Annotated in this window: 13 protein-coding genes and 1 other RNA gene; 9 read left to right on the plus strand and 5 right to left on the minus strand. The window is 70.7% G+C overall.

What is annotated here, in order from left to right; genetic code table 11:
- Positions 1-51 precede the first annotated feature (51 nt).
- A complete protein-coding gene (locus tag IPK71_23160) occupies positions 52-375 on the plus strand; it encodes an iron-sulfur cluster assembly accessory protein (protein ID MBK8216639.1) in 324 nt (107 codons plus the stop codon).
- Between the two features lie 96 nt (positions 376-471).
- Here IPK71_23160 and IPK71_23165 read toward each other — a convergent pair whose 3' ends face one another.
- Together IPK71_23165 and IPK71_23170 are read right to left on the minus strand one after the other, a co-directional pair.
- Complete coding sequence (locus IPK71_23165) at positions 472-1,446, minus strand: hypothetical protein (protein MBK8216640.1); 975 nt, start codon at positions 1,444-1,446, stop codon at positions 472-474.
- Between the two features lie 37 nt (positions 1,447-1,483).
- Entirely contained in the window at positions 1,484-2,209 is a 726-nt protein-coding gene (locus tag IPK71_23170) for a lysophospholipid acyltransferase family protein (GenBank protein MBK8216641.1), read from the minus strand.
- Positions 2,210-2,340: 131 nt separating this feature from the next.
- On the opposite strand from IPK71_23170, the gene IPK71_23175 reads away from it, so the two are divergent.
- Together IPK71_23175 and rnpB are read left to right on the plus strand one after the other, a co-directional pair.
- The gene (locus IPK71_23175) at positions 2,341-2,880 is read left to right on the plus strand and encodes a hypothetical protein (GenBank protein MBK8216642.1); all 540 of its coding nucleotides are present in this window, start codon (positions 2,341-2,343) and stop codon (positions 2,878-2,880) included.
- Between the two features lie 54 nt (positions 2,881-2,934).
- Positions 2,935-3,370, plus strand: an RNA gene (rnpB, locus tag IPK71_23180) — RNase P RNA component class A.
- 213 nt (positions 3,371-3,583) lie between these two features.
- Here the strand turns inward: rnpB and IPK71_23185 are convergent.
- Together IPK71_23185 and maf are read right to left on the minus strand one after the other, a co-directional pair.
- Positions 3,584-4,897, minus strand: coding sequence for a glycosyltransferase family 39 protein (locus IPK71_23185; GenBank protein MBK8216643.1), 1,314 nt, complete (start codon positions 4,895-4,897; stop codon positions 3,584-3,586).
- Between the two features lie 101 nt (positions 4,898-4,998).
- Positions 4,999-5,622 carry a septum formation protein Maf gene (maf, locus tag IPK71_23190; GenBank protein ID MBK8216644.1) on the minus strand — a complete coding sequence of 208 codons (624 nt, stop codon included), beginning with the start codon at positions 5,620-5,622 and terminating at the stop codon, positions 4,999-5,001.
- 131 nt (positions 5,623-5,753) lie between these two features.
- Between maf and IPK71_23195 the strand changes: the two genes are divergently transcribed.
- Both IPK71_23195 and IPK71_23200 read left to right on the plus strand, forming a co-directional pair.
- On the plus strand, positions 5,754-6,929 hold the full coding sequence (locus IPK71_23195) for a hypothetical protein (protein MBK8216645.1): 1,176 nt from the start codon (positions 5,754-5,756) through the stop codon (positions 6,927-6,929).
- Complete coding sequence (locus tag IPK71_23200) at positions 6,926-7,648, plus strand: hypothetical protein (protein MBK8216646.1); 723 nt, start codon at positions 6,926-6,928, stop codon at positions 7,646-7,648. Before IPK71_23195 ends, IPK71_23200 begins: the two co-directional genes overlap by 4 nt.
- 30 nt (positions 7,649-7,678) lie before the next feature.
- Here the strand turns inward: IPK71_23200 and IPK71_23205 are convergent, their stop codons facing one another.
- Positions 7,679-8,584, minus strand: a complete 906-nt coding sequence (locus tag IPK71_23205) for a hypothetical protein (protein MBK8216647.1) — start codon at positions 8,582-8,584, stop codon at positions 7,679-7,681.
- Positions 8,585-8,677: 93 nt separating this feature from the next.
- Here IPK71_23205 and IPK71_23210 point away from each other — a divergent pair, with 93 nt between their 5' ends.
- From IPK71_23210 to IPK71_23225, 4 genes are all read left to right on the plus strand, one after another.
- Positions 8,678-9,625, plus strand: a complete 948-nt coding sequence (locus IPK71_23210) for a sphingosine kinase (protein MBK8216648.1) — start codon at positions 8,678-8,680, stop codon at positions 9,623-9,625.
- A 63-nt stretch (positions 9,626-9,688) separates the two neighbouring features.
- The gene (locus IPK71_23215) at positions 9,689-10,348 is read left to right on the plus strand and encodes a hypothetical protein (protein MBK8216649.1); all 660 of its coding nucleotides are present in this window, start codon (positions 9,689-9,691) and stop codon (positions 10,346-10,348) included.
- A 3-nt stretch (positions 10,349-10,351) separates the two neighbouring features.
- Positions 10,352-11,284, plus strand: coding sequence for a hypothetical protein (locus IPK71_23220; GenBank protein MBK8216650.1), 933 nt, complete (start codon positions 10,352-10,354; stop codon positions 11,282-11,284).
- On the plus strand, positions 11,281-11,943 hold the full coding sequence (locus tag IPK71_23225) for a hypothetical protein (GenBank protein ID MBK8216651.1): 663 nt from the start codon (positions 11,281-11,283) through the stop codon (positions 11,941-11,943). Before IPK71_23220 ends, IPK71_23225 begins: the two co-directional genes overlap by 4 nt.
- Positions 11,944-12,003: the final 60 nt, after the last annotated feature.

The raw sequence follows: 12,003 nt of genomic DNA on the forward strand, positions 1-12,003 counted from the left end.
TGTTGCCACTTCCCCCATTGAAACGGCGGCGTCGGGCGCTATGATGCGTGCATGATCACCGTGACCGAACGTGCGGCCGACAAGGTCCGCGAAATCGCCAAGGCCGAGAACCTCGAGGGCCAAGGCCTGCGCCTGCGTGTCGTGGGCGGCGGGTGTGCGGGCTTCTCGTACGACCTCTACTTCGAGGACGCGATCACCGACATGGACGAGTCGTTCGAGAGCCTCGGGGTGAAGCTCTACGTCGACCCGCTCAGCTACCAGTACCTCGACGAGACCGAGATCGACTACGTCGAAGGTGCGCACGGGGCCGGCTTCAAGTTCAACAACCCCAACGTCAAGGGCAGCTGCGGCTGCGGCTCGTCCGTCTCGTTCTGAGCCGACGCCCCGCCGTCACTCGAAGAGGGAGCCTCGAACGGCTCCTTCTTTCGTTTTGTGGCGGCGTCCGATCGCGCTTGGCGACTCCGGCGAGCGTCAGAGCTTCGCGAAAAAGTCCCAGGTCGCTTGGCGGCCGGGGCCCCAAATCGCGTGGCCCTGGTCGGGCACTTTGCAGACGAGCACGGGGCTCGCACACCCGCTCGGCGCCTCGCACGGAGCGGGCGACACCGGGCTCCGCGCCGCCTGGCAACCGTTCCAGTGCGACCAATGGGCGATGGCCTTGTCGCCCTCGGTCGGGCTCACGTTCGTGTCCGCGAGGCCGTGAAAAATGGCCGCCGCGACCGGGGGCGTGGGGCACCGGAGCTGGCCCTTCTCGTCGTAGGTGCCGCCGTTCAGCATGTAGGGGCCGCCTCCGGCGTGGGAGGCGATCCCCTTCAGCACGTTACCTCGCGCGCACGCGAGCTGATTGACGAAATAAGCGCCGTTGCTCGTCCCCATCGCGAACGTCCGGGCCTTGTCGAGGCAGTAGGCGCCGCGGAGCGAGGCCACGAGGGCGTCGAAGAGGGCGACGTCGCGGTTGTCGGCGTAGGCCGTGTTGAGGTCCCAGTTGCCGCGGACGCCATCGGGGTAGACGAAGATCGCCGCGCCGCCCGAGCGCCCCTCGAGGTCGAAGTAGGGCCGGGCCGATGCGCCGGTGCGCCCCCCCGAGTGGAACCCGAAGACCAGGCGGTAGGCCTTTCGAGGGTCGTATCCGACCGGCACGCTGAGCGTGTACGTGCGAGATGCACCGAGCACGTCGATCGCGAGGCCCTCGAACACCCCGGCCTTCGCGGGCTTGAGGCACCCCTCGCTGCCACCCTCGGGGGCCGTCGCGTCGGCGAGGGGATCGACGTCGGGGGGCGCGTCGACCGGCACCTCGGCGTCGACCGGCACCTCGGCGTCGACGTCCGTCGCGCCCGCGTCGGCGGCCGGAGCCGGCGCGTCGACCGAGCTACACGCCCACGTGGTGAACGCGAGGGGTGCGGCGAGCCGCAGGATGGAGCGGAGGGAGCGAACGTCGGGGAGCTTCACGAGGCCGCTCGGCTTAGCACGCGACCCGGGCGCGCGCTCACCCGGCCAGCCAAGAAAGCGCGCGTTCGGCGAGACCTCCGAGCCTCGAGGGGGCCCGCTCGAACACCGCGTCGAAATCCGCGCCGCGCGCGCGCGCCCGAACACGCTCTTCGATCACGCCGAGCTCGTGAGCGATGCCCGCGCGATGCGACTCGGTGACGTCGGCGAAGCTCGTGCGCACCGTCGGAATGGCGCCGCCGAGCGACACCCAGATCGAGGGTCGCTCGTCGTCCGCGTGCTCGTACCGGACCCCCATCGGCACGACCCGCGCCTCCGGTACGAGCCGCGCGACACGCGCAGCGCCTCCGAGGAGCACGAGCGGCTCGGTCACGGGTCTTGTCTCCCCTTGGGGAAATATCCACACGGCGCGGCCAGGCCGGTCGAGCAGACCTCGCGCGTAGCGCACGGCCGCGGCCCCGTCGCGAGGATCCGTTCGATCCACACCGAACGCCCCCACCCTCTTGAAGAAAGCGAGCCGCGCGAGGTTCTTCGCATCCATCATGGCGTAGGCGTCGACCGAGAGGAGCCTCCCGAGCACGAGCACGACGAGCGGATCGGGCCACGCCGTGTGGTTCGAGACGACCAAGATCGGGTGGCGCGCGGCGAGCTCACGTGTCTCCGCGAGCCCTCGCACGTTCATCGCGTGGAACGTCGCCTCGAGGCGCTTCCGTGCGTGACCGACGAACCAACGCTCGAAGAGGGGCCATTTCTGCGCCGCGATCATGACCGGCGAGGCTCTTCGAGGGTTCGGGCTCGCGCCGTCGTTCGTTCCACGTAGCTCTCCGATGATCCGAGAGCCGGAGCGTAGCGCGACGAGGCTGGGCTTGCGGCATCGAAAGGTCGCAGGAGGTCGTCATGCGCCATCGTCTTGCCACAACGGGTCTCGCCCTGACCGTCATCGCCGCCTTGTCCAGCAACGCGGTCGCGCTCCCTTCGATGGGCGAGGCGCGGCCTGCGCTCGTCGTGCACGACGCCGACGACAAGCCGTTCGACCTGCGCTCGATCAACGGTCGCCCCACGCTCGTCATCTACGAATCCAAAGAGACGAACACGCAGAACCAGGCCCTCAAGGACGAGCTCTCGCGCCTCGCCCGCGGCGATGCGTACCGGAACAAGGTCGCGCTCGTCCCCATCGCCGACGTCGCGAGTTATTCGTTCTGGCCCGCGAAGGGGTTCGTCCGCGACGCCATCCGCTCCGAGTCGAAGAAGGCGGGCACGACGATCTACTGCGACTGGGACGGCAGCGCAGGGCGCGCGCTCGGCGTTCGACCCGGGCGGAGCACCGTCGTGCTCGTGGGGCGCTCGGGCAAGGTCCTGCTCTCGGCCGACGGCCCGCTCGACGCCGAGCGACGAAAGGCGCTGGTCGACGCGCTCCGGAACGAGGTCGGCGGCTGAGGCGCGCTTTTTCCCTTGCGAAACCGCCCCTCGAGGACCCATGGTTCGCGCGTTCGGGCGCGACGGACGATCGCCGGCGACCTCGATATCCCTCGGCCGAAAGGTCCGGGGCGATCGAGCCTCGCGGGAGGAAAGTCCGAGCTCCACAGAGTACGATGCCGGGTAACGCCCGGTGGCGGAGACGCCAAGGAGAGTGCAACAGAGAAGAGACCGCCCGCGCGCACGTAAGTGCCCGTAGGTAAGGGTGAAACGGCGGGGTAAGAGCCCACCGCGAGCACGGCAACGCGCTCGGCATGGCAGACCCCATCGGGAGCAAGGCCGCATAGGCGGGCATTCGTGTGGCGCGAGCCTCACGATAAGGGTGACTCGCCCGAGCCCGTGGGTAGGCTGCTCGAGCCGGCCGGCAACGGTCGGCCTAGAAGAATGATCGTCACCCGGGTCGGGGCGACCTGACTCGGGAACAGAACTCGGCTTACGTCGAACCCGAACCGCGAGAGGCCTCCCCTAAAAAGGAGGCCTTTCGTGTCTTAGCAGCCCGTTGATTTTCGGACCGAGGCCGTTTGACGTCCGCGCCCGACCCGCCGAGGCGCGATCCGAGGAGCGCCCGGAGCCTACTTTTGTAGGTGAGGACGCACCGCAGGATCGCAACGAAGGCGGTCGGGATGCGGCGGCGAGCGGCCGATGGGAGAAAATCAACGGGCTGCTAGCGAGGCGCCGAGCGCCGAGGCAGGACGGAGAGCGCGCACACGAACGGCGCGACGACGAGCCCGTAACGCCCGGCCCCGAAAAAGACCGCATGAAGGAGCGCCGTCGACGCCACCATGGCGAGCGAGAGCGGCACGAGCAAAGGCCCTCGCGCGAGCGCGCGCGGCCCGAGCAGGAGCCCCATGACCACGAGACCGAGGTACGCGGGCCACGCGTGACGCGAGAGCGCGACCGCGACGAGCACCGCGGCGAGCAGCCCCCGCGCGCGGCGACGAGGGCCACGGCGGAGGCCGAGCGCGACGAGCGCCCCGACCAACGCGAGGCGGGAGAACACGGTCTCGACCGTGCCGAGCGCGACCTTCGCGTCGTAGGGAAAGCGCGCCGGGCTCGATTGGTGGAGGTACCACGGCGCGCCGCCGAAATAGTCGAAGGTGACCGCCAGCTTTTGGGGGGTACGCGCCAGCCACGAGCCCGGCGCAGACGCGATGTTGGCGCGAGCTACATCCCCGAAACATTTGTCTTTTTTCGCCTCGTCCCACACGGTGAGGCACGGCTCGGGGACCTTCACGGCCTCCCACGCGCCGGTCTGGGTCTGCTCGCCGATGAGCAGGTTCCACCCGCCGTTCACGCTCACGAGGGCGCAGCTCTTCATGCGCGCGCAGTTCCGCGCCGTCCACGGGGCGACGGTGCCAAACACGAGGGCCGTGATCGCGACCGCCGAGCCGAGCCGCCGCGCGAGCCCCGCTCGCCTGCCGACGAAGAGCGCCCCGCACACCGGCGCGAGGACGAGGCACTGGGGCCTCACGAGCACCGCCACGCCCAGCACGAGCCCCGCGAGCACGTAGGCCGGAGCCGCGAGCCCACGTCGTCCGAGCGGGCCCCGAGGCGCGGCCGCCGACACGCCGAGGGCGAACGCGAGGGTCACGAGCGCGACCGTCGCCCCCTCGGTCATGAGCGCGACGGCGTACGGCACGAGGGCCGGATGTGCGGCGACGAGCAGACCTCCGACGAGCGCGCGACGACGGGACACGGCCTGCGCGAGCAGCGTGTGCATCGCGACGGACATCACGACGCCGAGCACGACGTTCACCCCGATGGCCACGTCGACGCTCTCTCCGAAGAGCGCGTAGGCGGGCGCGAGCAGCGCGGGGTAACCCACCGGGTAGTGCGCGGCGTAGGTCACGACGCCGTCAGGCCACGCCCACGTGTAGCCGAGGCCGCGCGCGAGCCTCCCCGCGAAGGTGTGGTAGTAGACGCCGTCGGCCGCCGCGGGGAAGTGGCCTCGCGCCCACACGAGGACGACGAGCCTCACGACGAGCGAGAGCGGCCACCGCGAGGGCGGGCGCGTACCCCCCGAGGGAGCGCCGTCGCGACGTCACTCCGCGCCCCCCGCAACGCCGCGACGCCTTCGCACTAGAGCAGCCCGAGCCGACCGAGCGCCTCGATCACCTCGGCGACCGGCAGCCCGACCACGTTCGTGTACGACCCTCGGATCGCCGTGACCAGCGCCGCACCTTGGCCCTGGATGGCGTAAGCGCCTGCCTTATCGAGGCCCTCTCCGGTCGCGGCGTACGCGCGGACCTCGGCGGGCCGGAGGTCCCGGAAGCGGACCTCGGTCGTCACGGTCTCCTCGTGGAGGACCGCGCCGGATGGCGCCCCGAGCACGAACCGGGTGCGCACCTCGTGCCCGCGCCCCGCGAGCCGACCGACGAGGCGCTCGGCGTCGGCGACGTCGGAAGGTTTGCCGAGCACCGCGCCGTCGAGCACGACCGACGTGTCGGCGACGAGCAGGCACGACGCTCGCGCGCGGAGCTCGGCGGGGAGCGCGGCGGCCACGGCGAGCAGCTTGGCCCGCGCGATCCTCTCCAGATACGCGTCGGCGTCCTCCCCTTCGAGCAGAGACTCGTCGACCTCGGCCTTGTGCACGACGTGCGGCACGCGGGCCGCGTCGAGCAGCTCACGACGGCGCGGCGAGCCGCTCCCGAGGACGAGCGGATGCTCGACGGAACATGGAAAACCCTCGGCCGGGGAGCGCATGGCCGCCGGTATGCGCGGAATGCCGGCGCGGTGTCAACGGGCACGCGACGGTCGAGCTCGGGCGCGCCCCGCGAAGGCGCCGCCGACGTTCCTGTTCCCGAAAGCGTGGGCCTGAATTAGGGTACGGAATCATGAGTTTCGGCCCGGCCGCTCGATCGCGGCTGACCTCCACGCCTTCGCTCGCCGCGCTCACCGCCGGCCTCCTCGTCGCCGCGTACGCCGGGAGCGCGCGGGCCCAAGCGACCTGCACCGGCTCGGCGAGCCCGTGCGTGAACAGCGACGCGCTCTGGTCTTCCCCTGGGCCGTCCCGCTTCGCGCACGTCTCCGCCACCGAGACGACGAACCCCGGAGATCTCGCGATCGGCGTCGTCACGAGCTACCAGTCGCGCCCGTTGGTGCTCCGCACGGCCTCCCCGGGCCCCGGCGCCACCGGGACCGACAGCTACGCCGTCGACAACCAGGTCACCGCGAACTTCCTCTGGCAGTACGGCATCACCCAGCGCCTCGCGTTCGACGCGGCCTTGCCGATCACGCTCGGCCAGAGCGGCGACGGGCTCTCGGCCCTCTCGGGCGGGTCCGGCTTAAAGTTTACAGCGATCCGCGATTTTCGTTTCGGGCTGGCCCTCGCCATCGTGCCCCGTGAGCGCACGGACCTCGAGACCTCCCAGAAGCGCGGCGGGCCCGGGAACGCCTACGCCCTCACGCTGCGCCTCGGGACGAGCGCCCCCATCGGCGACAAGGCCGAGCTCGCGAGCGAGCGCACGGCGGTCTTCCTCCCTTCGCTCGCCGGAGACTACCGCATAGGTCGCGTCGTGGTCGGGGCGGAGGTGGGCGCACGTATCCGGCCGACGACCGACATGCTCGGGGCCCGCATCGGCACGCAGCTCCTCACGGCCGTCGGCGTCGGCGTCGACGTGCTCCCGCGGGAGCTCTTGTCGTTCGGTCTCGAAGCGCGCGCGCTCGCGAACCTGGCCGAACAGGCCGACGTGACCCGCTCGGCTTCCGGGCTCGTCTCCACGCCGAACGGCCGCTACATTTTCCCCGCCGAGTGGATGCTCTCCGCCCGCTCGGCGCCGCTCCCTTCCGGCGATTTCACCCTCTTCTTCGGCGGCGGCGGCGGGCTCACCCAAGACACGGCCACCGTTCCTCGGTTCCGCTTCGTCCTGGGTGTCACGTACGCCCCGCGTGGCCGCGACTCCGACGGCGACGGCATCCTCGACCGGCTCGACCCATGCCCCCACGAGCCCGCGCGCGGTGAGCCTCGCGACGGCTGCGACCACGAGAAGGGCAACGAGGCGCGGCCGTGAGCGTGCGCCTCGTCACGATCGCCGCGGGCTCCGATCTCGTCGCGGCGGCGCGCGACCTCGGAAAGGCCGGGCGCTCCTGGTTTCGCGCCTCGGGGAACCTCTCGGCGGTCGAGGTCCGCCGCTCCGGGCACGAGGCCCTCACGCTCGACGGCGACGCGCTCCTCGTGTCGCTCGAGGGCCCGTGCGAGGGCCCGCTGGTCGGCCTCGTGAGCCACGCCGACGCCCTCGGAACACGCCTCGTCGCGGGCGAGGTCATCGCGGCGCTCACGTCCACGACCACCATCGTCTGCGTGCTGACCGAAGAGGCCGAAGCGCTCGCCCTCGTGCCCGAGCCTTCGCTCGCCCCGCGGGTGCCGTCGCACCACTCCGAGCCCGCCCTCCCCCCTTCGAGCCCGTCGTCCGCGCCCGTCATCGCCGAGCTCACCCGCGACGTTCCCCCCGCGCGCGGCTCGGCCCCGAGCCTCGGCGCCGCCATTCCCCCTCGCCCTGCCCGCGCGCGGGTCGACGAGGTCGACGCGGTCTTCCCCGACGCCGGCGACAGGGTCGAGCACTTCGCGTTCGGCGCGTGCGAGGTCGTCCAGAGCGACGGCGACCGCCTCCACGTCCGCCTCGGCAAGGACGGCCGCATCAAGGAGCTCGCGCTGGCGATGCTCAAGGTCTCAGAGCTCCCCGACGACGGGGCCCCGGGCCGCCGCTTCAAGCTCGAACGGCGAACCTAACCATCGGTAATCGTTCAGCTTTAGAGAGCATCAACTCTCGTAGAGCGCGTGCGCCACGACCTCGCCCGAGCCCGCGGTGAGCCGCTTTCCTTCGCCGAAGGCCGACGTCTTGATCGATGCGAGCGCGTGCACACGGTCGCCCTTTCGCGCCACCGAGGTGACCTCGCCGACCTCGACGCCTGCGTCGCTCACCTTGTCCCCGCGGGTCATGTCCCCCTGCCCCTCCAGCCTCACGAGCGAGCGCTTCGCGTGGCCGCGGTGCTCGAGCATGTAGAGCACCTCTTGGCCGAGGTAGCAGCCCTTCGAGAACGAGACGCCCGACCCGTGGAGGCCGGTCTCCTGGGGGTAGTCGGTCGGGCCGAAGTCGAGCCCGAACCGCGGGACACCGAGCGTGACGCGGAGCTCGGCCTCGATGGTGGGGTCGACCATGGCGGCCCCCGTCTCTCGCATGACCTCGGCCACGCGCTCGGCGAACGTATCGACGTCCTCGAGGCCGAGCACGTGGGCGACCGGCACCCGCGCCGGCGCCTTGGGCCATACGCCTCCCCCGAGCCCCGACGCGACCTCGGCCGCCTTCGGACCGTACACCCGGAAGACGGGCCGGACGTCGTGGGCGATCTCGACGTCCTCCATGATGAGGTGGTGCTCGAGGGTCTCGTGCACCTTGTCCCGGGCTTCGGCCGCGAGCACGAGGAGCGTCTCTTCGGGGCGCACGAGCACGTGCATGTCGGCGACGATTTTCCCTTTCTTTTCGCATAGAAAGGTAAAAGCCGACGCCCCCGCGGCGAGCTTGCTCACGTCCTGGGTGACGAGCCCCCCGAGCCACGTGAGGCGGTCTTTCCCGCGGAGCGAGAGCACGGCCAAATCGTCGGCGCGGGCCATGATGGCGTGGGTCTCGACGAGGCGCTCGGCTTCTTCGCGGGTCGTGGGTTTCACGGGCATGACCATACGCACGAGCCCGAGAAAGGGAACCCTCGCCGGCGCCCCTTCCTTGACCAATCGATCCCTTCGGGGGAAACCATGGCTCGCATGGCAGGCATCGGCATCGTCCTGAACCCCCGCAGTCGGAAGAACCTGAAAGACCCGAAGGCCGCCCGGCGCCTCGCGTCGACGTTGGGGGACCACGGGGTCGTCCGCGAGGCGCGCTCCCTCGACGACCTCTACCGCATCGCCGAAGACTTCAAGCGCCTCGACATCGACGTGCTCGGCATCAGCGGGGGCGACGGCACGAACCACGTCACGCTGACCGGGTTCATCGACGTCTACGGGGGCAACGCGCTCCCGCAGATCGCCTTCCTCCGCGGCGGCACCATGAACACCGTGGCGAACTCCTGCGGCGTCTCGCGGGGCAAACCCGAGGGGCTCCTCTCCAAGCTCCTTCGCCGCTACGTGGTCCGCGGCGCGCGCCCCCTCGAGAACGTCGAGCGGCACGTCGCCCGGATCGGCGAGCACTACGGGTTTCTGTTCGGCACGGGCGCGGTCCGAGGCTTCCTCGCGGAGTACTACGCCGGCGGCCCCCCCGATCCCGTGATCGCCGCGAAGACCCTGCTCCGGGGCGTCGGCAGCACGCTCGTCGGCGGCGAGATGGTGAAGCGCATGTGCGCGCCGTTCCGCGGGCGCGTCGTGTTCGACGACGGCTCGAGCTGGGAGGACCGCGACTACCTGTCGACGGCCGGTGGCACCATCGACCAAATCGGCCTAAATTTTAAGCCGTTCTACCGCTATGCCGAAAAGCCCGGGTGTTTTCACATGCTCGGGATCACCGCGAGCCCTGCGCGGTTCGTCCGAAACCTGCCGCGAATCCTGCAGGGTCGCCCCATGGCCGAAGGGGCGACGTTCGAGGCCGTCGTGCCGGCGGCCACGATCGAGGCGCGGCGCGGGGAGCGCATCGCCTACATGATCGACGGAGACCTCCACGAGTCCGGCGCCGAGCTCCGCATCGAGACGGGGCCTCGCGTCCGCATCCTCGTAGGCTGAGGCGTCGCTCTTCGGGGCCCGAAGCCTTGCGCTCGGCCCTTTCGGGCGGCTACCTTTCGGGCCGTGCGTGAACCTGCCGTCTCGAGAGCCACTCGTCGCCCACTCTTCGTGGTCGCGGCCATGGTGGTCGGCGCCTGCCTCACGAGCGGAGGCAGTGCGCACGCCGACACGCTGACCTCCGCCGAGAACGAGCGGCTCGCCCGCGGCGAGACGGTCGCCCGCCCCGTCACGATCGACAACGACGACCGGCGCTACGTGGGCGGCATCACCTACGCGGTCGTGCGGGCCTCGGTGTCCGACCTGCAGGCCCTCTTCGAGGACGTGAGCTCCTACGCGAACGTGCTGCCTCGCACGAAGAAGGCGTCGCTCGTCGCCGAAGAGGGCCTCGACCAGCTCGTCGAGCTCCGCCAAGGCAACGCCCTCATCGACGCCAAATACACGCTCCGCGTGAGGCACGAGGCCTGGAGGAGGGACGTTCGCTTCTGGCTCGACGCGCGCCGCCCGCACGACATCCGCGACGCGTGGGGTTACTTCCACGTCGACCCCCTCCCGGACGACGCCGAGGGGCCGCGGTCCCTGGTCACGTACGCCGTGCTCGTCGACGTCGGCCCCGGCATCGTCCGCGAGCTCTTCGAAGAGCGCCTCCGCGCCGTGCTCCTCTCGACCCCCGACATCCTCTCGCGGTACGTCGCATCGCGAAGGCGCGCGCCGACCCACGGCTGACCCATGCCGATGCGCATCCTCTCCATCGCGCTCAACACGTACCGCGAAGCGGTGCGCGCGCGTGTTCTCTACGGGCTGCTCGCCTTGGCCCTCGCGACCACCGCGTACTCGGTCGTGCTCGGGGCGATGTCCCTCCACCAAGAGAAGCGCGTCATCGCCGACGTGAGCGCGGCCTCCATCTCGCTCTACTCGGTGCTCGTCGCCATCGTCTTGGGGGCCACCTCGCTCCACCGCGAAATCGAGCTGAAGACGCTCTTCCCCATCCTCACGCGACGGCTCGTTCGCCACGAGTTCGTCCTCGGGAAGTTCTTCGGCATCGGGCTCACGATGGCGGTGTTCGTGCTGCTCGACGGCGGGACGGCCCTCGCCCTCCTGGCGAACGAGGCCGGGCGCTCGCCGGGTGTGGTGCTCGGCACGGTGGCGGGGTTCGGTGTCACCCTCGGGCTCGCGCTCTACCGCTTCGAGCGGATCCGCGTGTTCGTGCTCATCCCCTTCGCGATCGCCTATTTCGCGGCGATGGTGGTGCTCGCGGCGCCGGCGGGCGGGGAGCGCACCCTCGTCGTCGCCCAGTGTGGGCTCGCGCTGTTCGAGGTCGCGATCGTCACGGCGATCACCGTCTTCTTCTCGTCCTTCTCCACACCTTTCCTCACAGCGATCTTCACGCTCGCGATCTTCGTGTTCGGGCGCTCGGCCGAGACCCTCGGGAACCTCCCCGCCAAGACCGTCGGTGTGCTCGCGAAGCAGATCGGGTACGTCGTGTCGAAGGTCGTGCCGAACCTCCATCTGTACGTTCCCGAGCGCGCCCTGCTGCTCGGCGAGGTCGACGGGGTGCCCATCGGGCCGTACGTCGCGAAGGCGGGGCTCAACGCGGCCTTTTATTCGGCCCTCTTGGTCGTGCTCGCGTGCGCCGTGTTCCGAAAGCGGGACCTTCAGTGAGTGACGCGGCGCCGAGCACGTCGGGCTCGGTTCGGGCGAAGGGGCTCGCCGTAGGGTTCGCGGCGCTCGCGACCCTCGCCTTGGCCACGGTCCACGAGACCCGCGAGGGGGCGAACGCGATGCTCGCGAGCGACGTCGCGCTCGCCGCGAAGAACCCCGATTTGGCCATCGCCGAGGCGTTCTCGGCGGCCACGCACGTCGCGCCATTTTCGCCCTACGCACGCGAAGGTCACGCGAGGCTCCGCCAGATCGCCGAAGACGCCGAGAACCGCGGCGACGACGAGCTCGCCCTCACGGCGTGGCGCGCGATCCGAGCGGCCGAGGTGGCGACCAAGAGCCCCTTCTCCGGGGACGCGGCTCGTAGAAAACACGCCGAAGCCGCGATCGCCCGCATCGACGCCCGCCGCATGCTCATCTTGGGCGCCAAATCGCCCGGCTTCGTGAGGTTCGACGAGGGCGAGCTCGCGAAGCGGCACGGGCGCGATCCCACACCGGCGCCCTTCACCTTCTTGGTGCTCGGAGCAGCCGCCGTGGCCTTCGCGACGGCGAGCGGCGCCCTCGCGCGACGAGGGTTCGGGCTCCGAGGCCGGCCCTCCTGGATCGCGGCTGCGGTCGTCGGGGTCTCCGTCGCTGGGGCCGCGTTCGCGCTCGCGCGTTGACGGCCGCCGTTCGCCGCATCGCGGCAAGCCCGCAGGGTTCTGGGGTTTTTCGGCCGTTTA

The sequence above is a fragment of the Myxococcales bacterium genome (assembly GCA_016712525.1).
Classification (GTDB): domain Bacteria; phylum Myxococcota_A; class Polyangia; order Polyangiales; family Polyangiaceae; genus JAAFHV01.

Bases quoted from the DNA above. Each gene is read 5' to 3' on its own strand.
- IPK71_23160 (MBK8216639.1), top strand. From the start codon at position 52: ATGATCACCGTGACCGAACGTGCGGCCGACAAGGTCCGCGAAATCGCC.
- IPK71_23170 (MBK8216641.1), bottom strand. From the start codon at position 2,209: ATGATCGCGGCGCAGAAATGGCCCCTCTTCGAGCGTTGGTTCGTCGGT.
- IPK71_23175 (MBK8216642.1), top strand. From the start codon at position 2,341: ATGCGCCATCGTCTTGCCACAACGGGTCTCGCCCTGACCGTCATCGCC.
- maf (MBK8216644.1), bottom strand. From the start codon at position 5,622: ATGCGCTCCCCGGCCGAGGGTTTTCCATGTTCCGTCGAGCATCCGCTC.
- IPK71_23195 (MBK8216645.1), top strand. From the start codon at position 5,754: ATGAGTTTCGGCCCGGCCGCTCGATCGCGGCTGACCTCCACGCCTTCG.
- IPK71_23210 (MBK8216648.1), top strand. From the start codon at position 8,678: ATGGCAGGCATCGGCATCGTCCTGAACCCCCGCAGTCGGAAGAACCTG.
- IPK71_23220 (MBK8216650.1), top strand. From the start codon at position 10,352: ATGCCGATGCGCATCCTCTCCATCGCGCTCAACACGTACCGCGAAGCG.